Source organism: Desulforapulum autotrophicum HRM2 (genome assembly GCF_000020365.1).
Lineage (GTDB): Bacteria > Desulfobacterota > Desulfobacteria > Desulfobacterales > Desulfobacteraceae > Desulforapulum > Desulforapulum autotrophicum.
Map to the genome: position 1 here is coordinate 321738 of NC_012108.1, position 20396 is coordinate 342133.

The following is a 20396-nucleotide window of genomic DNA, read 5'->3' on the forward strand; positions in this document are numbered from 1 at the left end:
AAATCTCCTTAAAATTAGAATCAGGAATCAGAAAAGCTTGATAACGGGAAAAGGACTCGGTACAAAATCAGTTTCGACTCTCCCCGGGAACGGTGTAGGTGGTGCATGAACCGCTTGAACAGGTTCTCTCCTGCTTGGAGGCTCCTTTGGCCTGACCGCCCGATGAAGAGGGGGCCATGGCGTAGTTTGTGGCGCTCACAACCCTTTCAGCGGCTGACGAGTTGCATTTGGGGCATTTGATTTCAAACTCTTCGTCGCTTTTCATGACAAGAACTTCAAAAAAGGTTTCACATTCCGAACATTTAAATTCATATATGGGCATGGTACAATCCTTTCCTATTTAGATTTTCTGGGTAATCAGCCGTTGGCCATATGTTTACAATATTTCATTGTAGTGACGAAGATGGAGATGTCAATAGGGGAAATGATTTGTAAGCATCTCCCTTGCATGGGCCAGGGTGGTGCTGGTGATTTTTTCTCCGCCGATCATGCGTGCAATTTCGGCCACCCGGCTTTCCATGTCTGCCAGGGGCGTTATGGCGGTGGCGGTTCTGCCGTTGTGCACCTTTTTTTCGATGCGAAAGTGGCTGGTGCCAAATCTTGCGATCTGGGCAAGATGGGTGATGCAGATCACCTGGTAGGTCTCGGCAAGGGCCCTCAGCTTTTTGCCGACCTTGTCCGAGGTTTTGCCCCCCACTCCTGAATCAACCTCGTCAAATACAAGGGTGCCAAGGGCCTCTGTTCTGGAAAGAATCGCCTTGAGGGCAAGGACCACCCGGGAGAGTTCTCCACCCGAAGCGATGCGACTCAACGGCCTTGGCTCTTCACCGGGGTTGGGTGAGATAAGGAAGGAGACCCGGTCCATGCCGGTGGGGGAGATCAACCGTTTATCCACGGTGAAATAACCGGTTTCATCTGCGGGGATGTGACCCAGAAAAACCACAAAGCGGGTATTACCCATTTCAAGTTCGCCAAGCTCTTTTTCAGCAAGATGACCCAGGGTTTCTGCCCCGGCCTTGCGTTTTTCAGAAAGGGTCATGGCTTTTTCCCTGAGGGTTGCAGCTATTTCTTCAGCCTCTTTTTCAAGGCGGGCAATCCGTTGCTCCACATTGCCCGTCTGTTCCAGGCGTGACTGCATATCTGCATAGCGTTTGAACAGCTGTTCAAGGGTGCCGCCGTATTTCCGCTTGAGACGCTGGATCAGGTCGAGACGTTCCTCGGTTCTGTCCAGGTGTTCGGGATCAAGATCTATTCTTGAGGTGTAAATCCTGAGTTCTTCGGCCAGGTCCTCCAGATCGAACAGGGCCTGGGAGGCCTTGCCTGCAATCTGGACAAGGGCAGGATCCAGGGCTGATCGTTTTTCAAGATCGTTGCGGATGCGACCAAGGCGTTCCAGGATAGCATTTTCCCGGGAAAAGAGCTCATCAACGGCCGAGGTCACACAGGTCAGGATCTCGGTCCCATTTTTTAAGCGAAGCCGTTCCTTCTGGAGCGTTTCATCCTCGTCAGCACGGATGTTGGCCGCCTTGATCTCGTCGATCTGGAATTTTAAAAAATCGTTCTCCTGGTCTGTTTGATCTGCACCAGCCCTGAGTTCATGGATCTGCCTTACCAGGGGATTAAGGGCATTGTAAAGATGCCTGACCTCGGCAGCCAGGGTTTGGGTCTTGGCAAACCGGTCCAGGATCGACAGGTGATTCTCTTCGTTGAAAAGACTCTGGTGGGCGTGCTGGCTGGATATACCGGCAAGGTTGCAGGTCACCTGTTTGAGCAGTTGCATGGTCGACTGTCTTGAGTTGATATATACCTTGTGTTTTCCGCTGGCTGCAATGACCCTGCGGATCATGAGCCCTTCATTCGGGTCCATATCCTGGTCGGCCATGATCAGGGCCGCAGGCGATCCTGGCTCGATATCAAAGGTTGCCTCAAGCTCTGCAATTTTTTCCCCGGTTCGAACAAGATCCGATGCGGCCCGTCCCCCGAGGAGGAGGTTGACTGCCTCGATGATGATGGATTTTCCCGCACCGGTTTCACCGGTGAGAACCGAGAACCCCCTGGAAAAGGAAATGCGGATATCATCGATGATCGCAAAGTTTTTTATGGCAAGTTCGCTGAGCATTGATTCTCCTGACAAAGGTTGCAAGATGGAACAGATAGATGGCGATAATGGCCGCCACAAGCCTTGGCATCCAAAGCCACAGGGGGGCGATTCCCAGGGAAAGGAAAAGGGCCGGGTCTTCGACCATGGCATGGTTGATGCCGATGGAAAGCTGAAGCCGGGTCAGCTCATCCCTAGAGAAATTGTTTGACTTTGCCTCTTCCACAATGACGGCCGCACCATAGGAAAGGCCGAAAATAGCTGCGGTGAGCCAGAGCATGCCCGTTGCCTGGCTCAGGCCCAGGAGTCGGAAAACAGGGCCTGCGATGCGGACGGTATGATCGATGATGTTAAAGGTCTTCATGGTTTCAAGGGCGACCATGAGGGTCATGATAATGGCAAAGATCTTGATGCAGAGTGCGATCATCTCCATGCCCCATTGCCGGAGCATGGGAACAAGGGCAGGATTTTCTGTGACAGCAGTTGCCGATCCTGTAAGGGTTACGGGGTTTGCCACATCCATGATCCCGGCCACAGCAAAGGTGACTGCAAACGAGACAAAAATTCTGAATCCTGCCGCAGCAAAGGCGTTAAGTCCAGAGCGACCCTGGATGATGCTCTCCTGGACAATGTTGTGGGAGATGAGCAGAAAAATAGCGATGAGGGTCATCTGATCCAGGGTCAGGGCCATGGCCGCCATGGCCGCAACAGCTCCGTAAATACCTGTAAACAGCCCGATGATCAGTGGAAGGGCCGCCGATGCCGGCAGTGAGAGAATCCCCATGGCCGGCTGAATCAGAAAATCGAGACTGTAGAGCCAGCCAGACCAGACAAGCAGGACTGTTGCAAACGAGATGGGAATGAGAATTTTTAAAAGCCAGAGATAACCTGACCATCCCCGGGCAAGGCCAACCCTTACAGCCGCTGTAAGCCTGGTCGTCATCATATCCCCAGGTAGGCTTTTTTTACATCCTCGTTGGCAAGGAGGTTTTTACCTGTATCGGTCATGGTGATGGTGCCGGTCTCCATGACATAGGCCCTGTTCGCCACCTTAAGGGCAAGGTTTGCGTTCTGTTCAACCAGCAGGATGGTGGTTCCACTCTCCTGGTTGATCCGCCTTATGATTTCAAATATCCGCTTGGTGATCAGGGGAGCAAGTCCCAGGGATGGTTCGTCCAGAAGCAGAAGTTTGGGTTTTGACATTAAAGCCCTTGAAATGGCAAGCATCTGTTGTTCGCCGCCTGAAAGGGTCCCCCCCGGCTGGTTGCGCCGTTCGGCAAGGATGGGAAAAAGTTCAAATATATGATCCATATCTTTTTTGATGTTATGGGTGTCGCTCCTTAAAAAACTTCCCATGTTCAGATTCTCAGTGACCGACAGGTAGGGAAAAATCCTGCGTCCTTCCGGCACCTGACTGATGCCCAGGGCCACGATTTTTTCCGGGGCCATGGACGTTATATCCTGGCCCTCAAAGGTGATCGTTCCGTGGCGGGCCGGTACGATCCCGCAAAGGGTCATGAGGGTGGTGGATTTTCCCGCTCCGTTGGCACCGATCAGGGTTATGATCTCTCCCTCTTCCACATCCAGGGAGACCTTTTTGAGGGCCTGGATGTTGCCGTAAAACGACTGAATATTTCTGAGCTTAAGCATCGATCTCCTCTCCAAGGTAGGCTTTTATGACAACATCGTTGTTCCTGATCTCTTCAGGGGTCCCTTCGGCAATTTTTTTCCCATAGTCCACCACATGGATGTTGTCTGAAAGGCTCATGACAAGTTTCATATCGTGTTCGATCAGGAGGATGGATATCTTATCCTCATCCCTGATGCGGATGATCAGATCATCCAGGTCCCGGGTCTCCTGGGGATTCATGCCTGCGGCAGGTTCATCAAGGAGCAGCAAAAAGGGGTCGGTTGCCATGGCCCTTGCAATCTCAAGTCTTCGCTGGGCCCCATAGGAAAGGTTTACGGCAAGCTCGTTCACAAACTGTTCAAGGCCGATTTTTTTGAGGATGGCATAGCTTTTTTCCGCGATGAATTTTTCTTCAGCCCGTGTGGCAGGTCCCCTGAGGATTGCCCCGAGGACCCCGGTTTTTGTAACTGGATGGCAGCCGATCATGACATTTTCAAGAACGCTCATGGAGCTAAAGAGTCGGATGTTCTGGAAGGTCCTGGCCAGGCCGTGTTTTGTGACCACATTGGGCTTGAGTCCATTGATGCGCCGGGCCTTGTTGCCACCATCCCGGGCAATAAGGATGTCACCCCCCGTGGGGGTGTAGATGCCGGTGACGCAGTTGAAAAAGGTTGTTTTGCCTGCACCATTGGGGCCGATCAGGGCTGCGATCTCTCCTTTTTGGATGGAGATATTCAGGTGGTCAATGGCTCTGAGGCCCCCAAAGTCCATTGTCAGATTGTTCACTTCAAGAATTGGTTTCATCAATTTTCCATCTTTCCCTTGAACGTATAGGTTTTTCTGACGTTTTCAATCATGCCCCCGGGTCGGAACACCATCATGAGAACGAGGACGATGCCGAAGGTGATCATTCTGAACTGTCCAAAATCCCTGAGGTATTCGGGCAGAAGGATGAGCAGCAGCGCACCTGAAATTACGCCCAGTATGGAGCCCATTCCGCCGAGAACCACCGTGCACAGGATGATCACAGATTCCCATATAGTGAAGCTTGCCGGGTTAATAAAGGTGGTCTTGGCAGCAAAGATGACGCCCCCCATGCCGGCCCAGGTAGCCCCCAGGGCAAAGGCCCTCAGTTTGGTCTTTGCCTTGTCGATTCCCATGGCCTGGCAGGCGATCTCATCGTCCTTCAGGGCAACCCAGGCCCGTCCAATCCGTGAGTCCTGGAGTCGGTTGATCACAAAGATGGTGAACAGCACCAGGAGGACCAGGATGTAGAACAGATAAATGGTCTTCTGGTCCAGGGTAAGATCAAGGCCGAACAGGGACGGCTTGGGAATGTTGGCAATTCCGCTCGGGCCGTGGGAAAATTCGTTCCAGTTTTCCAGCACCAGCCGGATGATTTCTCCAAATCCCAGGGTTACGATGGCAAGATAATCTCCCCGGAGTCGCAGCACCGGGTAGCCGAGGAGTATTCCGAAACATCCAGCCAGCAGTCCGCCCAGGGGAAGGGCGACCCAGAAGGTGATTCCGTAGGTCAGGTTGAGAAGGGCGTAGGAATAGGCCCCAACGGCAAAGAAGGCCACATAACCCAGATCCAGCAGGCCGGCAAGACCGACTACGATGTTGAGCCCCAGACCGAGCATCACATAGATGAGGGCTGAAATCATGATGCTGGTCTGATACATGGAAAAAAGATGGGGAAATACAAGGATAAACACCCCAAGGGCCACCAGGGCCGGAATGTAAAACCTGGGGTTTGCTGTGATGGTCTGCACGAGACCAGGCTTGTCAGAGGTCTCTTTGTTATTGCCCATCTCTTTTTTAATCAGAAGATAGCGCCAGAGCATGGAAAGAAAAAATGCGCCAATACCCACCCAGAGCATGTTCGCCCACCGCCACTCTACCGTATGGGTAACCGTGTTCACCTTGATCACCATGATGGGAAAGGTGAGGAACATGAACCAGACCGATGCTGCCAACGACCGTTTTATTTCATTGTTAGCTGTCATAATCAACTCGTCTTTTTATACCTTCTGCGTTTCAGATTTTCCCAGGATTCCAGAGGGCCTGAAAATAAGGATTACCACCAGGATGATAAAGGCGAACACATCCTCGTAGTCGCTCGAGATGTAGCCTGTAAAAAAACTTTCTGTCCAGCCAAGGACAAAGGATCCGAGAACGGCTCCCGGGATGCTGCCGATACCGCCAAGGACTGCCGCCACAAAGGCCTTGATGCCCGCAATAAATCCCATGTAAAAGTTGATCTGTCCGATGTGGGAAGCGATGAGGAGCCCGCCGATGGCAGCCGTTGCTGACCCCACCACAAAGGTGACGGAAATGATTCTGTCCACGTTAATTCCGAGCAGGGCCGCCATGATCTTATCCTGGGAGGTGGCCCGCATGGCCTTGCCGATCCGGGTAAATTTGATCAGAACGGTCAACAGCATCATCACCACAAAGGTGGTGGCAAGGATGACAAGCTCTGGGGAACTGATGAGATGGGCGTAGGGTTCCCAGAAATCAAAATCGGGTATCAGCGAGGGAAAGGGGAGAAAATCCGAAGTCTGGGCAAGGAGGACATAGTTCTGGAGAAACAGTGACATGCCGATGGCCGAGATCAGGGCCGACAGCCTGGGAGCATTTCTAAGGGGCTTATAGGCGATTTTTTCCATGGTATATCCATAGGCGCTGGAATAGATAACTGCCGCCATTGCCGCCATGATCACCACCCCCAGGGTGGGCATGCCCGCCATGGTGAGAACGCTGGAAACGATTAGGCCGGTAAAGGCGCCAATCATGTAAATCTCACCATGGGCAAAGTTAATCAGCTGAATGATGCCGTAGACCATTGTATAGCCAAGGGCGATGAGGGCGTATATGCTTCCCCGGGTAAGCCCGCCGAGAAAGAGCTGCATAAAATAATCAAAATCCATAAAAACCTGCTTTGTTGGCCCAAGGCACTGTTCAGTTAGGGTTCTGGATACAAAAGGGGGGCGGGCCCAAAGCCTGGTCTTGTGCCCGTCCCCGGGTGATTCCGTTCAACACGATGGTCGTTGGCTTATTTCTGTTCTACAAATTTGCCGTTTTCAACCTTGTATACGGAAAAACCAATGCCCGTTGCATCGCCGTGTTCGTCGAATTTGATCTTGCCAAGGGGGGTGTCCACAAGGTCGGTGTGAAGTACCTTGACGATGGCATCATAATCCGTGGACCCTGCCTTTTCAATGGCGTTCAAAAGGGCAAGGGTTGCGGAATAGGCAGCATCGAAAAATGCGCCGGGATCTGATCCATAGGCATCCTGGTGCTCTTTCTTGGCCTGGATGGCAAGGGGATTGCTGGAAATATCCATGGGGCCTGTTGCATAGACTCCCTCTGCGTATTTTCCGGCAACCTTGATAAAGGTATTGTCCTTTACGCCGTCACCGCCCATGAAAGCGGTTTTCATTCTTTTCTTTCTCATCTGGGCAACAATTTTGGAGGCCTCTGGATGGTAGCCTCCCCAGATGACAAGGTCAGGTTTGGTACGGCTGAGTTTGGTGACAATGGCTGAATAGTCCATGGCACCCGGGGTCACCCCTTCAAACAGAGCCACTTCAACGCCGGCTTCGGTGAAGTATTTTTGGGCAAGCTCGGCCTGGCCCTTGCCATAATCACCCTTGTCATGGAGAATTGCGATTTTTTTAACCTTGAGCACCTGGGTTGCATACTTGACCTGGAGTTGGGCCTGGACCGCATCATGGGCAATGGTTCTGAAAAAGTTGGGATAGTCGCCACTCAGGGTAAGATCCGGGGTGGTGGCGGACGGAGACATGACAACGATACCGGCATCCTTGTAGAATCCAAGGGCAGCCTTTGTGGCACCTGAGCAGATGTGGCCGAGCACGACATTGACGCCGTCAGAAACAAGCTTGGTTGCCGTGTTGCCGGCAACTTCGGGTTTACATACGTCGTCTTCCACCAGAAGTTCCACCTGTTTGCCCAGGATACCCCCGTTTGCGTTGACTTTTTTAACCACAAGCTCGGCAGCCTTTACCGACGGCAGACCATAGGATGCAAGATCCCCGCTGTGGGCCCCTGCCACACCAAATTTGATGGTGTCTGCGGCAAACAGGTTCCCGGTCAGGGCAACCGCTGCAAACAGCAGTATTGATAAAATGGCCGACACTTTCCCCATCTTTTTCATAGTACTCTCCTTGTTTAAATTCGTTTAATAAAAAAAACTTGGATCAACCTATCATCTATACTCAGGCAGGGGATAAGAGTCAATGGAAATCAGGGTATTAGGTGAAAAATCGTTGTCCTCCAGGAGAGTGATTCTTAAATAAATCTTGCTTATTTGTCGCTGTGTTCGGTAAAAGGACAACAGCACAAGGGGTCAAAAAAGAGACCCATGACATTTTAAATGGAGATGGCGAGTATCGGTTATGAAATTATGCATTGGTCTGGTGGTAAAAAGGGATGATCGGGCACAGGAAAAGGCCTTGGAACTTGAATTGTGGCTGGTCAACAGGGGGGTAGACGTGGTGTTTGTGGACGATACCACGCCGTCGGAGCGCCTGACCAGCCTTTTATGTCTGATTGTTCTTGGAGGTGACGGTACCTTTTTGAGTGCGGCAAGACTTGTGGGCAGCAACAGGGTGCCCCTCATGGGTATCAAGTTTGGTGAAGTCGGCTTCCTTGCCGAAACCATTGAAGACCATCTGTTTGATGCTGTCCTGGCTGTCCTGGACAACCGGTTTACCATTGAAGAACGCATGCGCCTTAGCGTCACCGTTGAGAGGGATGGACGGATCATCGCATGTGTGGACGTACTCAACGACCTTGTACTCACCAAGGGTGCCCTTTCAAGGCTTGCCTACTGCGGAGTTGAAATCAATGGAAACTACCTGACCACCTACAAGGCAGACGGGCTCATCGTTGCCACACCCACGGGTTCCACGGCCTATTCCCTTGCCGCTGGTGGCCCGGTGATCCATCCGGCCGTTCCAGGCATTATTCTCACCCCCATCTGTCCGTTTACCTTGACCAACCGGCCTTTGATCATTCCCGAGGCGTCCCAGGTGGTTCTCGGGCTTGACAATGATCCCACGGATATTGTCCTTACCTTTGACGGTCAGGAGGGCATGAACATCACCTGCCAGGATCGAATCCTTGTTAAAAAAAGCGACAACCCGGTCTGTATGATTTCATTGTCCGACCAGAACTACTTCAAGGTGCTCAAGGCCAGGCTCATGTGGTCCGGCGGCAGGGGGTAGGCCATGGGTCTCAGATTCTTCCCCCAGCAGGAATCTGTTTGCGTGTTCTGTGCTGGCTCAGGAAAATTCCGCCAAACACAAGGGAGCATGCAACGAACTGTTGAAAGTTGAGTGTCTCGTCGAGTATCGCCATGCCCATGATCAGGGTAAACACCGGAATAAGATTGATATAGGAGGTGGCTTGGCCTGCCGGTATTCTGCTCACTCCATAGCTGTAGCATCCATAGGCCCCCAGGGTGACCACGGACCCAAGGTAGATAACGGCAAAGACTGAAACAGGTTCAAAACTTGTGGGCAGTAACGTTGCGGGAAAAAACAGGGCCGGAACGAAGAAGATGCTGCCGGCAAAGGCCTGGAGGGCTGTCAGAAAGAAGGGGTTGAATCCCCGGTTGGTCAGCTGTTTTAGCATGATGCCGTATCCTGCACCGCACACCATGGCCAGGAATTCGAAAAAATTGCCCAGGGCTGGATTGGGACTGCTTGCAGAAACCTGGCCGCCTGTGCTCAGCCAGCACGCTCCGACAACGGAGACGACCATGCCAGTGATGATCTTGGGGGTCAGTCGTTCGCCCAGCACAAAAAAAGCCCCAAAGGAGACCATGAGCGGGCACAGGGCCGTTATCATACCTGCCTGGGATGCGGTGGTCAGTACAAGGGCCTTGGCCTCAAAGATAAAATAGAGGCAGGGCTCCATCAGCACCATGAGAACAAGGGGTCGGATGTCCTGCTTGAGGATTTTCACCCCCCTGAACACCTGGGGAATAAAAATAAAACAGAGGCTTCCCACCATCATTCGTCCGGCAATCACCACCATGGGGTGGTAGTTTGCAAAGGCAAGTTTGAGGGCAATGAACGAGCTTGCCCAGAGAAGGCTTGAAACGATGAGGGCTGCATGGGGCATGAGCCTATAATATTTTGGGTTCATCAAATCATTGCTCCGACCTTGAATTAATCAACTTGTCCATCATTATCTTGAGGATGGTTTTGTCTGTTTCGATCATTCCCTGGGAGCTTAAAATCCCCATGTTCCGGATGGTTTCTTCGGCCGATCCCCCCACAATCCCGTCGGTGACCTTGACGGTAAGGCCGTTCATGGCAAAAAGGGCTGCCTGGACAGCCCTGGCGGCAGCGGTGTCAAGTTTCAGGGCGCAGGAATTTTTTGCCCCATCACAGATTACCCCGGCCAGGTCTTCTATGATATTCTCAACAGCCCCTCCGATCTGGCCGGGTGTTCCCCCTAACAGCCAGGTAATGGCTGCGGTGGCCCCTGCCCCTGCGGCAACAGAACAGGCGCAGATGGCGGCAAGCCTTCCTGTGTGTGCCTTAACAAAGGCCGTGACCACATGGCTCAATCCCACGGCCCTGCACAGATCCTTCCTGTCTGACTTTAGATGATCGGCAACGGCCTTGACCGGAAGTATGGCCGTAAGACCATGGTTGCCACTTCCTGCGGAACTCATTGCCGGAAGGGGGGCTCCCGACATTCTGGCGTCTGCTGCAGCTGCGGTCAGAACCCTTGCCCTGTGGATCATGTCCCTTGCCACCAGCCCTTTTTGAGCAAGGGCTTCAAGGGTTGTGCCCACGCCAAGGCCCACGGCATTTTCAAGCCCGTGGCGGGCAAGGGCCATGTTCATGTCAATACCCGTTTGGAGAAATTCAAGGTCTGACCCATCAAGGTCATCGATCATGGCGATCATGGTCTCCATGGTGATACCCCTGAGCCAGAGTTCCAGGGCTGAGGTCTGATTCTTGCCCCCCTCCAGGGATCTGGGAAAAAGATCGGTTGTTTCTATCTGTTCGCCGTTCAGGCAGAGGGAGGTGATGTTGTCATGGAGCTGTTCAATCACGGATTCGGCAATTTGATCGCCTGCCTTGATGCGGGTGCGGACCAGAAGCCCCCTGTGACGGTCAAGAAGCCTCACCTTGACCTGTTTGCCGGCAACCAGTGCCAGAGCGGCATCCACATCCTTGTCCGTGATGGGGGTAAGCACCTCCATTTTGAGGTGGGCATCCCCTGCCAGGGCACCCAGGGCTGCCGCAAGATCAAGGCCCGAACGCCCATGGGTTCGGGGAATGGATACGGCAAGACCGTTTTTAAACAGGTTGGGGTCAAGCCAGACCTCAATGGTTTCGATGGCTTTCCCGGGGAAAAGAAGTGTGGCTGCGGCTGCGGCCCCTAGAGCGATGGCTGTGGGTTCCGTGCATCCCAGGGCCGGAGCAACTTCAAGTTTTAAAATGTCTTTAATCGTATAGTTCATTATTTTCCATGGATTATGGGAGGTTCACCGAGCTGACATCAAACCGCCAGGCTTTTTATGGCATTGAAAGGTTACTCCAGGGTTGTTGCAGATCCCCAGATGTCTACGATTTTTGTCTGTCCGGGATAATCCACGGTCTTGTATTTGGTTATCTCTGAAAGTTTTTTTGTGATGGTTCCGATCCTTGCGGTCTGACTTCTGATGATGCCAAGATCCCGAAAGAGCTGTGAGTCCGGCTCCTGGTCCATCATGATCAGTTCCGAATAACCGAGGATCGCCTGGAGGGGCTGATTGAGTTCATGGCAAACGGCTCCTGCCATTTCAAGCACGGCCTGGAGTTTCTCATGCTGGATCGTTTCCGTCTCCATCTGCTTTCTGATGGAGATATCATTGATGGAGACAATAATCCATGCCAGGGGATTTGTGTTGTCTGCCGAACTGAGCTGGACATGGGCGTGTAAAACCGTGCCGTTCTTTTTTATGAGGTCCAGGTCCAGGGAGGCCCGGCCTTTTTCAGCAAGGGTATTGTATATGGTCGTTCCCACCCGGTCATACTCGTCCCTGGAGGCAAACAGCATGTTGAACGTTTTGTTCGTGAAATCTTCCTTGTTGTTGTACCCAAGGAGATGGACCATTTCGTTGTTTACCCACTTAAAGACCTGATTTTCCACCAGGGTTATGCCCACGGGTGAGAGCTCCAGTATTTTTTCCAGAATGATCTGCTGATTTTTGATCGCCCTTTCAGACTGTTTACGCTCAATGGCAAGGGCAATATGCTGGGAGACCGAGTTGAGAAGATCAAGATCCGAGGGCTGGTACATGGTCCTTGAAGTAAAACTTTGGACCGAGATGGCGCCGATTACCCGGCCCCTGATCTCAAGGGGGGCGCCCAGCCATATTTCACAGGGGCTGCCGATGGGGGGGGCCTTTTTTGCTTTTGCAAAATTGAGGATATCTTCCCTGTAAAAGATCAACGGCTTTTTTGCGTTGATCACCTCACCGGTAATCGAGCTGGTGTTACTGAAATGGGTTATCACCCCGGGGGGGGCATCGATTTCATTCACCCAGTAGTCAAAACGGATGGAATCGTTTTCCTCATTGTGGGTGGCAATGAAAAAATTGTCCACATTGAGGATTCTGCTAAGGGATTTGTGGATGACATCAAAGAGTTCGTTCAGGTCAAAGGTTCTGTTCACAGCATCGGAAATCTCGAACAGCACATCAATGGTTGTTCCGGCATCTCTGGCATATGCCTTGGTTGTCATCCCCTGTTGTCTCCCATAATTTTCCCCCATACTTTTAGGCGAAAAAATAGAATCCGCCGGTTAAACCGGACAATTCTAAATTTTGATTAATATTGCATTAATGCTGCTTTAAATCAAGATTTATGATAAAGGTGCCTTCATGGAAAAATATGCCTTCATGGAATCGCTTGCTGACAACTTTTATCTTGTCAGGGGGGCGAACAATGCTACCATCCCATTTTGCAATTCGTTCGTCCTTGATGGAAACGAACGGGTGCTAATCGACGCAGGGTTGGATCATTCCGTTATCAAGGCTATTGACGCGGATCGGAGAATAGACCTTCTCATCATCACCCATTCCCACCCGGACCATACCCTGGCATCCCACCTGCTTGGGGACAGGACCCTGATGCTGCCCGAGGAGACCCCGGATTCGGTCCATGACCTGTTTGAACTGGGCAGGCGGTTTACCGGTTCAGACCGGGGCGGCATCCACTGGGAACAGCGAATGAGGTCTGTCTATGGGCTTCAACCGTTAAAACCTGCCGATGCAAGATTCAAGAATGGGGACCTGCTTGATCTTGGCGGTGCCCGGCTGGAGGCAATTCACCTTCCCGGCCACCTTGGGGACCACTATGGCTTTTTTGACCATAACTCGGGCGTTCTTTTAACCACGGATGTGGATTTTACGGGTTTTGGTCCCTGGTACGGCCACGAAGAGGCAAGCATTGAGCGTTTTAAAACCGATGTTCAGACCCTTGCCTCAAGAGATGCACGTCTGGTCTGTTCTTCCCACAAGCCCCCCATCCGGTCAGGGATGAAGGACTGCTTTGACCGGTTCTTTGCATCGTTTGAACGGCAGCAGCAGGAAGTGCTGGATACCCTTGAATCTCCGTCCACCCTTGAAGGGATCGTGGCAGCGTCTCCCTTTTACCATAACCGTTTTCCAGACCCGTTCCTCCAAAGAATATATGAGGGACACCTTGTCAAAAAAAATCTCGATTTGATGATAACCGCTGGGATCATCAAAATAAACAACGACATTTATACTAAAGTCAAGGAGACCACCCATGCGATCCATTGAGGAAATTTCCCTGCTTTATGAAATAAGCGAAGCATTAAACGAACACATGGACATGAAAAAATCTCTGTACAAGGTGCTTGGCATCCTTGCGGATTGCCTGGAGCTGATCAAGGGAACCGTTACCCTGCTTGATCCCGCCACACAGGAAATCCGGATTGAGGTGGCGCACGGCATCTCTGAAAAGGCCAAAAAACGGGTAAGATATAAACTCGGAGAGGGAATCACAGGGCGGGTAATCCAGACGGGAAAGCCGGCGGTTATTCCCAGGATGAGTGATGATCCCTCGTTTCTTCACCGGACAGACTCAAGGGCACCGACCGAGATCAAGGAGTATTCATTTATATGTGTCCCTGTTAAAAAAGGGAGTATCGTGGTCGGAGCCCTGAGTGCAGACCGTCACTACGACGGTGAAGAGTGGCTGAAAAAGGGAGAAAAAATCATGAGTGTCGTTGCCACCATGATCGCCCGCCATGTGATTAACCTGGAGGCCCTTCAGCTGGAAAGGGAAAGTCTTAAAAAGGAGAATACAAGGCTCAAGAGTGAGCTTGAAAATCGTTACAGCTTTACCAACATCATCGGCAATTCAAACAAGATGCGGGAAGTTTTCCAGATGATCTCCCAGGTGTCAAGGAGCAACGCAACGGTCCTTATCCGGGGAGAGAGCGGTACCGGCAAGGAGCTTGTGGCCAACTCCATTCACTACAACAGCCTTCGGAACAACCACCCCTTTGTCAAGATCAACTGTGCGGCCCTTCCGGAAAACCTTATTGAGAGTGAACTTTTCGGTCATGAGCAGGGGGCTTTTACCGGTGCCCTCCACCAGAAAAAAGGCAAGTTTGAACTGGCTCACAGGGGAACGATTTTTCTGGATGAGATCGGCACCATGGATATGAGCGTCCAGGTTAAGCTTCTCAGGGTGCTCCAGGAAAAGGAGTTTGAACGGGTCGGGGGCCACAAGACCATCAAGAGCGATGTGAGAATCATTGCTGCCACCAACTCCAACCTTGAGGCCATGGTGGAAGATCGAACCTTCAGGGACGATCTTTACTTCAGGCTCAATGTTTTTCCCATCTACATGCCAAGCCTTCGCATGCGCCGAACCGATATCCTTTTGCTTGCCGACCATTTTCTTGAAAAATATGCCCGGGAGAACTTTAAGGATATCAAGCGATTTTCCACTCCGGCCATTGATATGATGATGGAGTACCACTGGCCCGGAAATGTCCGGGAGCTTGAGAACTGCATGGAACGGGCTGTTCTCATATGCAATGAAGGGGCCATCCATTCCTATCATCTGCCCCCCAGCCTTCAGACAGGCCAGACCTCAGAGACCCTTCCCAACCTTTCCCTGGAAGAGGCAAAGCTCAACCTTGAACGTGAGATGATCCTGGACGCCATGAAAAATACCCGGGGAAACGTTAAAAATGCAGCCAAGCTCCTCAAGACCACGGTGCGAAAAGTGTCATACAAGGCTGAAAAGCTCGGCATCAACTACAAGGATTTCAGATAGAGAGGATTTAATGCTCGGAACCATTGTCAATGCCATTGCCATCATCGCAGGCAGTCTTTTGGGGTTGCTTTTCCGGGGAGGCATCCCGGAAAAATACAACCGAACGATCATGCATGCCATCAGTCTGGCTGTTCTTGTCATCGGCATTAAGGGGGCCATGAAGTCCGATGATCTTCTGGTGGTGATCTTCAGCCTGGCCCTTGGCAGTCTGGCAGGCGAGTGGGTGGGGATAGAAGCGGGCCTGGAGTCCCTGGGTAAACGTCTTGAGCGGCGCTTTGCAAAGAACGACAAAGGTTTTTACCAGGGGTTTATCACCTCGACCCTTCTTTTCTGCGTGGGCTCCATGGCCATTGTGGGCTCCCTTGAGAGCGGCCTTACGGGCAATCACCAGACCCTGTTCGCAAAATCGGCCCTGGACGGTATCACTTCAATTATTCTTGGTTCCACCTTTGGCCTTGGGGTTGCGTTTTCATCGGGGGCTGTCTTTGCCTACCAGGGATTCATCACCCTGGCGGCTGTTCTTGTCAAACCCTTGCTCACACCCCAGGTGGTGGCCCAGATGAGCTCCGTGGGCGGCGTTCTCATCATGGCCATCGGGTTTAACCTTCTTGGTTCGGCAAAGATCCGCATTGGAAGTATGCTGCCCGCCGTATTCCTTCCCCTTGTCTGGTTTCTCATAAAAAACCTTGTTCCGGGCCTGTGAATCTGTTGTGGGAACAATGGGTTGAAAAAAGAGACCTCCGAGTTCCCATATGATTTGAACCAGGGACCTTACATGTCCTTGTCCGATCAGCAATTCTAATCTGGTCCCCGATTTCTTAATGTTCAGCCAACGGACATCGACTGAGTCCCAGACGCCCCATGTTGACTTCCATAGTTAGAACTGCTGTTGCTCGATCCGGGTTCTTTTTCTGGCATACCTCTTGCTTGTGGAGCTTGTGTACAAGTAACTGCCACGGAGGCTGATTCAAAATCGCCTCCCTATTTCAACCCCTTGCAGGAGCACTCGCCATGTCTATCAAATGGAAATTTTGGCAAAAATCCCCCCAGCCCCTTGACCCTAATAGTGCAAAAACCGACAAGCTTCAGAAGCCCAGGGAGCTACCTGATCGCGTCGGACGGCACATGGTGGTCAAAATGGAGCTTGACCCTGACTGGGTCTGGAGTCTCAGGTGTGTTTACAGGAAAAAGGCCGATCAACCCGGAATGTTCGAGATTCGAATCGTTGACATCCACGATCTTGCAGAGGTGGGCATGCGTCAGCTTAACTATGCCTCACTGGATCTCCACCCGGAGCTGATTCTTTACCAGGGGGCCTATAAAAAAGACAGCGATCAGGTTCACATTACCAGGGGCAGTGCTGACCAGCGTTCGACTGCCGCATGATTATTCCTGGTTGCTTCTGGATCAGACATGGAAAAATTAAAGAAAGGTTTAAAATGAAACAGCAAAGTTTGTATGGCCTGGTGGTGTTTGTTTGTACCATTTTGGGTGTTGTTGCTGCAGGGCCTGTTGTTTTTATTTCTGCGGCCCAGGCATCACCCTACACGACCACAGAAAGCCAGGAACAGGCAACAGACCAGGTTCGGGATCTTGGGGAAAATTTTGAGCAGAACGACGCCCCATCCATGGATGAGGAAACCATCCTTTCCCAGCCCCAGGATGAAACGATCATGGACGATAAGGTCTGGGAAGAGGAAGAGGGTCTGGAAGAAGAACCCCTGGAGAATATCGAAGGTCTGGACGAGATGCCTGAAGAGAACCAGGATTCGCCCCTGCCTGCCCCGTAACGGTTGTTACATTCCGATCATTCCAAGTCCTTCTTCAATGTCCAGGTAGGTTTTGATCTCATAATTATACCCGGGCACGCCAATGTAGACAGCCATGCTCTCCCCCACGGCGATCAACCCCTGGGCAAGATGGGAATTGTCAAGTTCGTAAAAGGTGATGGAATGCACACCTCTTTTTACATCCACCGAGATGTAGGGGCCTTTTTTAGTCAAAAAATCAGGCAGCACAGGGGCTGTGAGAAACCGACGGGCAACTTCCTTTGCGCTTTCAGGTGGATATGTGACATTTGAAATGATAATCATTGGCCATGCTCCTTTTGATAGTATTTCCCTTTTATGTACCGGCACCGGGTGAACCTGTCAAGGGGAACTTGGCCTGGGGCTGCGCAGGAACTGCATTGAATATCCCTAGTGGGCCGACAACCAGTCAGCATATTGGTACATGCCGGCCATGGCCTTTACGGCCCGTTCGGGTGAGGGGAAAAATACCCCCTGGTACTTGCAGCCATCCACCCGGTAAAGGGTGCGGCTTTTTTCGTCGGTGAGAAGGCTTACCCCAAAGATCGGTTTCCCATAGGTTTGGGTCAACTGAATTACATGGTTGATATAATCGGTTTCGGCCTGGATAAGGGCGTCCCGAATGACTTCCAGGGACTGCCGTGAGTAGTCTGGGTCCACCTGGGAAATAGAATCGACCATTTTTTCCACAAAGATGCGTTTGCCATGGATGCCAAGGTGGATGACGGCGTCACAGCCGTCCCACTTTAAAAGTTCTTCAATGGCAACACTTGGAATGTTCGGATCATTTTCCCCCACAAGATCAACGGGATTGGCCCGGCTCCAGTAGTCGGGCAGCAGGGTGTCGAGGCGTTGGATAATCTCACTTGAAAGGTCTGGAACCACAAGGCCATTGTCCATGCACAGGTCCGCCGTCACAACCCCCCAGCCGCCCCCGAGGGTCATGATGGCCACCCGGTTTCCCTTTGGCAAAGGAAGGGATGAAAATACGGCTGAAAGATCAAGGAGTTCCATGGGCTGTTCCACCTGGATGACGCCGGCCTGTTTCAAGGCGGCCCGCATCACCTTGGCATCGGAGGCCATGGCCCCGGTATGGCTTGAGGCTGCCTTACCACCGGCCCTGGTACGGCCGCCGTTGAGAACCACCACGGGTTTTTTTGTGGATACCCGGGTTGCGCTTTCAAAAAATCGGCGTCCATCCTTTACGCTCTCAAGGTAGAGCACCACTGTGGATGTTAATGCATCGATTTCAAAGGCCTCCATATAATCCTCAATGGTGACCATGGCTTCGTTGCCTGACCCTGAAAATGCCCGGATGCCGATGTCCTGCTGGGTGGCAAAGGCCAGAAGCTGGGTGCCCATGTTGCCTGACTGGCAGACCAGGGCCGTTGATCCGGGCATGGGATGCACGTGGGCGCCGCTGCAGAAAAATCCCCGGTGGGGGTTGCAAATGCCCATGGTGTTGGGGCCAAGAACGATGATGCCCGCCCTGGAGGCCTCCTTGACCAGTTCCCTCTCAAGGGCCAGCCCTTTGGGACCTGTTTCGCCAAATCCAGAGGTGATGAGCAGCATGCTCTTTATTCCCTTTTGCCTGAACTGGGGAATCAGCCCCATGACCTGGCTGGCTGGAATGGTGACAACGGCAAGGTCGACCTCGCCCTCTATCTCGGCCACGGACCTGTACACCCTTCTGCCGGTGATGGTCCCCCCCCTGGGATTCACCAGATGGATGCTGCCCTGGAAGTTGCCGCCAAGTGTGTTTGTAAGCAGCATATGACCCCATTTGCCAAGGGTTGACGAGGCCCCCACAAAGGCCACGGAATCCGGATAGAAAACCGCCCCCAGGGCCCTGGGGTCCACTTTTGGACGGGGATAGCTGGTTTTAAGCGTTTCACCCACCACCACAAGGGCGTCCACGGCAACGATGCCGCCCTCGGGAGTGACGATCAACGGATTAATGTCAATCTCCCTGACCAGGGGGAGGCGCTCAGCAATATCGGACAATCCCTTGAGAACAGAAAGCAGAGCGGTTCGGTCAGCAGGGGCGTCACCCCTGAATTTTCCAAGCAGCTGCTTGGAGGCGATGGACTCAAGCATCTGATCCATGTCAAAAGGGTTAAGGGGGGAAAGCCTGAACACCACGTCGTCCAGGGCTTCGGTAAAGACACCGCCAAGCCCGAACATGACCACCGGTCCAAACTGGGGATCCCGGAAAATACCTGCCACAAATTCCCTTTTTCCCATGATCTGGGGCTCAACAAGGAGGAACTCAAGGGCGTCACCTGCAAGAGCTGTGAGGGTTGCGGCTGCCTCCCTTACATCTGCTTCACCTGCAAGTCCCACCCGTACAAGCCCCTTTTCGGTCTTGTGGGTCAAGGTGGCTCCCATGGCCTTGAGAACCACGGGAAAACCCAGGTCATATGCGGCCCTGACCGCCTCATCAGCACTGGAGACCCGGTGTTCGTCCACAACCGGTATGCCAAAGCCTGCGATTAATTTTTTTGCGTCATCCTCAAGCAGTGCATTTCTCCCTGAGGCCAGTGCTGCGTCTATCATTCGATTGGCTTGAACAACCTCTTTCATGAACTTTGCACTCCTTTGAAAAGTATTCTGCAGATTTTTTCTGAAACCTGTTTTGTGTTCATCCTTGAGCCAAAAAGTACCTCGCCCAGGCAGGCATGTTCCATGGCGCCGAGAATGACCTGACGGAACACATGGGGATCCACATCCGTGTTGATTTCGCCCAGGGCCTGGCCCTGGAGGATAATTTCGAGAATGGTGGCTGCATAAATTTTTACCAGGCCATAGGCCGCGCAATTAAAATAATCAGGACTGTTTCGAACTTCCAGAAGAAGAATTCTTGCAAACACCCGGTTGCCTGCATAGCTTGCAATCGTCGTTTCAATGATGATAGAAAGCCTGGCAAGGCTTGAATCCTCGGCTTTGATGTTCTGTTCTATTCCCTTGAGAAACGACTCAAAGTGTTCTTTTAACACCTCGTAGAGCAGGCCTTTTTTATCCGTGAAATATTTGTAGATCAGCCCCTCGGTTATTCCTGCCTGGGCTGCAATTCCCGCAGTTGTAATGGAATGAAAGTCTTTTTTTTTCAAAAGTGTCGTCAGGGCCTTCATGATTTTGATCCGGCCGGGGGGGGATCGCTTTTTGGGTGTATTTGATTTCAGGGTGGTCATGGGATTTCTCATTGATCTCTTTTTATGTATAAATTGTTTTTATGGACAGGGAATAAAGTAAGTATTACTTACTTACCTAAAATAAATCATCGCTGTCAAGCAAATTTTCAGTCGGTCCCCAAAACAGTTGGGGTTACAGCCACTGTTTCAGCAATTCTAATTTTGGATATCAGTCCGTGTGACGGCGGTCGGTATTCCTTTTCTGAACATTGAGAAACAAAGGGGATCAGATTTTCGGGCAGGGCAAACCCAACAAAACCGCAAATTGTCTGAGGGAGGTACGACCGAGTTTTTGCGGTTTGGGTTTGCCCTGTTCGA

General features: G+C 51.9%; 20 protein-coding genes. 6 read left to right on the forward strand and 14 right to left on the reverse strand.

What is annotated here, in order from left to right; all coding sequences use genetic code 11:
- Positions 1-67: 67 nt before the first annotated feature.
- The 8 genes from HRM2_RS01330 to HRM2_RS01365 all read right to left on the reverse strand — a co-directional run bounded on the left by HRM2_RS01330 (position 68) and on the right by HRM2_RS01365 (position 7911).
- Entirely contained in the window at positions 68-322 is a 255-nt protein-coding gene (locus tag HRM2_RS01330; protein WP_012662643.1) for an FmdB family zinc ribbon protein, read from the reverse strand.
- A gap of 90 nt (positions 323-412) precedes the next feature.
- Positions 413-2119, reverse strand: coding sequence for a DNA repair protein RecN (gene recN, locus HRM2_RS01335; protein ID WP_012662644.1), 1707 nt, complete (start codon positions 2117-2119; stop codon positions 413-415).
- Positions 2076-3044: an iron transporter gene (locus tag HRM2_RS01340; protein WP_148214535.1), complete on the reverse strand. Its 969-nt coding sequence runs from the start codon at positions 3042-3044 to the stop codon at positions 2076-2078. Before HRM2_RS01340 ends, recN begins: the two co-directional genes overlap by 44 nt.
- The gene (locus HRM2_RS01345) at positions 3041-3748 is read right to left on the reverse strand and encodes an ABC transporter ATP-binding protein (protein ID WP_012662646.1); all 708 of its coding nucleotides are present in this window, start codon (positions 3746-3748) and stop codon (positions 3041-3043) included. The genes HRM2_RS01340 and HRM2_RS01345 overlap by 4 nt, the downstream gene beginning before the upstream one ends.
- A complete protein-coding gene (locus tag HRM2_RS01350) occupies positions 3741-4532 on the reverse strand; it encodes an ABC transporter ATP-binding protein (protein ID WP_269719602.1) in 792 nt (263 codons plus the stop codon). The genes HRM2_RS01345 and HRM2_RS01350 overlap by 8 nt, the downstream gene beginning before the upstream one ends.
- Positions 4532-5737 (reverse strand): high-affinity branched-chain amino acid ABC transporter permease LivM, encoded by a 1206-nt coding sequence (gene livM, locus HRM2_RS01355; RefSeq protein ID WP_012662648.1) that lies wholly within the window; start codon positions 5735-5737, stop codon positions 4532-4534. The genes HRM2_RS01350 and livM overlap by 1 nt, the downstream gene beginning before the upstream one ends.
- A gap of 15 nt (positions 5738-5752) precedes the next feature.
- Entirely contained in the window at positions 5753-6661 is a 909-nt protein-coding gene (locus HRM2_RS01360) for a branched-chain amino acid ABC transporter permease (RefSeq protein ID WP_012662649.1), read from the reverse strand.
- A 125-nt stretch (positions 6662-6786) separates the two neighbouring features.
- On the reverse strand, positions 6787-7911 hold the full coding sequence (locus tag HRM2_RS01365; RefSeq protein WP_012662650.1) for a branched-chain amino acid ABC transporter substrate-binding protein: 1125 nt from the start codon (positions 7909-7911) through the stop codon (positions 6787-6789).
- 241 nt (positions 7912-8152) lie between these two features.
- Here HRM2_RS01365 and HRM2_RS01370 point away from each other — a divergent pair, with 241 nt between their 5' ends.
- The gene (locus HRM2_RS01370; protein ID WP_012662651.1) at positions 8153-8983 is read left to right on the forward strand and encodes an NAD(+)/NADH kinase; all 831 of its coding nucleotides are present in this window, start codon (positions 8153-8155) and stop codon (positions 8981-8983) included.
- Between the two features lie 10 nt (positions 8984-8993).
- Here HRM2_RS01370 and HRM2_RS01375 read toward each other — a convergent pair whose 3' ends face one another.
- The 3 genes from HRM2_RS01375 to HRM2_RS01385 form a co-directional block, all read right to left on the reverse strand.
- Positions 8994-9908 carry a DMT family transporter gene (locus HRM2_RS01375; protein WP_012662652.1) on the reverse strand — a complete coding sequence of 305 codons (915 nt, stop codon included), beginning with the start codon at positions 9906-9908 and terminating at the stop codon, positions 8994-8996.
- 4 nt (positions 9909-9912) lie between these two features.
- Positions 9913-11241: an L-cysteine desulfidase family protein gene (locus HRM2_RS01380; RefSeq protein ID WP_012662653.1), complete on the reverse strand. Its 1329-nt coding sequence runs from the start codon at positions 11239-11241 to the stop codon at positions 9913-9915.
- A gap of 71 nt (positions 11242-11312) precedes the next feature.
- Positions 11313-12506 (reverse strand): GAF domain-containing protein, encoded by a 1194-nt coding sequence (locus HRM2_RS01385; protein WP_012662654.1) that lies wholly within the window; start codon positions 12504-12506, stop codon positions 11313-11315.
- Between the two features lie 139 nt (positions 12507-12645).
- On the opposite strand from HRM2_RS01385, the gene HRM2_RS01390 reads away from it, so the two are divergent.
- From HRM2_RS01390 to HRM2_RS01410, 5 genes are all read left to right on the forward strand, one after another.
- Positions 12646-13569 carry an MBL fold metallo-hydrolase gene (locus HRM2_RS01390; RefSeq protein ID WP_012662655.1) on the forward strand — a complete coding sequence of 308 codons (924 nt, stop codon included), beginning with the start codon at positions 12646-12648 and terminating at the stop codon, positions 13567-13569.
- The gene (locus HRM2_RS01395) at positions 13556-15079 is read left to right on the forward strand and encodes a sigma-54 interaction domain-containing protein (RefSeq protein WP_012662656.1); all 1524 of its coding nucleotides are present in this window, start codon (positions 13556-13558) and stop codon (positions 15077-15079) included. The genes HRM2_RS01390 and HRM2_RS01395 overlap by 14 nt, the downstream gene beginning before the upstream one ends.
- Before the next feature lie 10 nt (positions 15080-15089).
- Complete coding sequence (locus HRM2_RS01400) at positions 15090-15782, forward strand: DUF554 domain-containing protein (RefSeq protein ID WP_012662657.1); 693 nt, start codon at positions 15090-15092, stop codon at positions 15780-15782.
- Positions 15783-16090: 308 nt separating this feature from the next.
- Positions 16091-16465, forward strand: a complete 375-nt coding sequence (locus tag HRM2_RS01405) for a hypothetical protein (RefSeq protein WP_012662658.1) — start codon at positions 16091-16093, stop codon at positions 16463-16465.
- Positions 16466-16518: 53 nt separating this feature from the next.
- Positions 16519-16869, forward strand: coding sequence for a hypothetical protein (locus HRM2_RS01410; protein WP_012662659.1), 351 nt, complete (start codon positions 16519-16521; stop codon positions 16867-16869).
- A gap of 6 nt (positions 16870-16875) precedes the next feature.
- On the opposite strand, the gene HRM2_RS01415 is transcribed toward HRM2_RS01410, so the two are convergent.
- The 3 genes from HRM2_RS01415 to HRM2_RS01425 form a co-directional block, all read right to left on the reverse strand.
- Positions 16876-17172, reverse strand: a complete 297-nt coding sequence (locus HRM2_RS01415; protein ID WP_012662660.1) for a hypothetical protein — start codon at positions 17170-17172, stop codon at positions 16876-16878.
- A 105-nt stretch (positions 17173-17277) separates the two neighbouring features.
- A complete protein-coding gene (locus HRM2_RS01420; protein WP_012662661.1) occupies positions 17278-19470 on the reverse strand; it encodes an acetate--CoA ligase family protein in 2193 nt (730 codons plus the stop codon).
- Complete coding sequence (locus HRM2_RS01425) at positions 19467-20078, reverse strand: TetR/AcrR family transcriptional regulator (protein WP_148214536.1); 612 nt, start codon at positions 20076-20078, stop codon at positions 19467-19469. The genes HRM2_RS01420 and HRM2_RS01425 overlap by 4 nt, the downstream gene beginning before the upstream one ends.
- Positions 20079-20396 lie beyond the last annotated feature (318 nt).

Bases quoted from the DNA above. Each gene is read 5' to 3' on its own strand.
- HRM2_RS01330 (WP_012662643.1), bottom strand. From the start codon at position 322: ATGCCCATATATGAATTTAAATGTTCGGAATGTGAAACCTTTTTTGAA.
- recN (WP_012662644.1), bottom strand. From the start codon at position 2,119: ATGCTCAGCGAACTTGCCATAAAAAACTTTGCGATCATCGATGATATC.
- HRM2_RS01340 (WP_148214535.1), bottom strand. From the start codon at position 3,044: ATGATGACGACCAGGCTTACAGCGGCTGTAAGGGTTGGCCTTGCCCGG.
- HRM2_RS01345 (WP_012662646.1), bottom strand. From the start codon at position 3,748: ATGCTTAAGCTCAGAAATATTCAGTCGTTTTACGGCAACATCCAGGCC.
- HRM2_RS01350 (WP_269719602.1), bottom strand. From the start codon at position 4,532: ATGAAACCAATTCTTGAAGTGAACAATCTGACAATGGACTTTGGGGGC.
- livM (WP_012662648.1), bottom strand. From the start codon at position 5,737: ATGACAGCTAACAATGAAATAAAACGGTCGTTGGCAGCATCGGTCTGG.
- HRM2_RS01360 (WP_012662649.1), bottom strand. From the start codon at position 6,661: ATGGATTTTGATTATTTTATGCAGCTCTTTCTCGGCGGGCTTACCCGG.
- HRM2_RS01365 (WP_012662650.1), bottom strand. From the start codon at position 7,911: ATGAAAAAGATGGGGAAAGTGTCGGCCATTTTATCAATACTGCTGTTT.
- HRM2_RS01370 (WP_012662651.1), top strand. From the start codon at position 8,153: ATGAAATTATGCATTGGTCTGGTGGTAAAAAGGGATGATCGGGCACAG.
- HRM2_RS01375 (WP_012662652.1), bottom strand. From the start codon at position 9,908: ATGAACCCAAAATATTATAGGCTCATGCCCCATGCAGCCCTCATCGTT.
- HRM2_RS01380 (WP_012662653.1), bottom strand. From the start codon at position 11,241: ATGAACTATACGATTAAAGACATTTTAAAACTTGAAGTTGCTCCGGCC.
- HRM2_RS01385 (WP_012662654.1), bottom strand. From the start codon at position 12,506: ATGACAACCAAGGCATATGCCAGAGATGCCGGAACAACCATTGATGTG.
- HRM2_RS01390 (WP_012662655.1), top strand. From the start codon at position 12,646: ATGGAAAAATATGCCTTCATGGAATCGCTTGCTGACAACTTTTATCTT.
- HRM2_RS01395 (WP_012662656.1), top strand. From the start codon at position 13,556: ATGCGATCCATTGAGGAAATTTCCCTGCTTTATGAAATAAGCGAAGCA.
- HRM2_RS01400 (WP_012662657.1), top strand. From the start codon at position 15,090: ATGCTCGGAACCATTGTCAATGCCATTGCCATCATCGCAGGCAGTCTT.
- HRM2_RS01405 (WP_012662658.1), top strand. From the start codon at position 16,091: ATGTCTATCAAATGGAAATTTTGGCAAAAATCCCCCCAGCCCCTTGAC.
- HRM2_RS01410 (WP_012662659.1), top strand. From the start codon at position 16,519: ATGAAACAGCAAAGTTTGTATGGCCTGGTGGTGTTTGTTTGTACCATT.
- HRM2_RS01415 (WP_012662660.1), bottom strand. From the start codon at position 17,172: ATGATTATCATTTCAAATGTCACATATCCACCTGAAAGCGCAAAGGAA.
- HRM2_RS01420 (WP_012662661.1), bottom strand. From the start codon at position 19,470: ATGAAAGAGGTTGTTCAAGCCAATCGAATGATAGACGCAGCACTGGCC.
- HRM2_RS01425 (WP_148214536.1), bottom strand. From the start codon at position 20,078: ATGACCACCCTGAAATCAAATACACCCAAAAAGCGATCCCCCCCCGGC.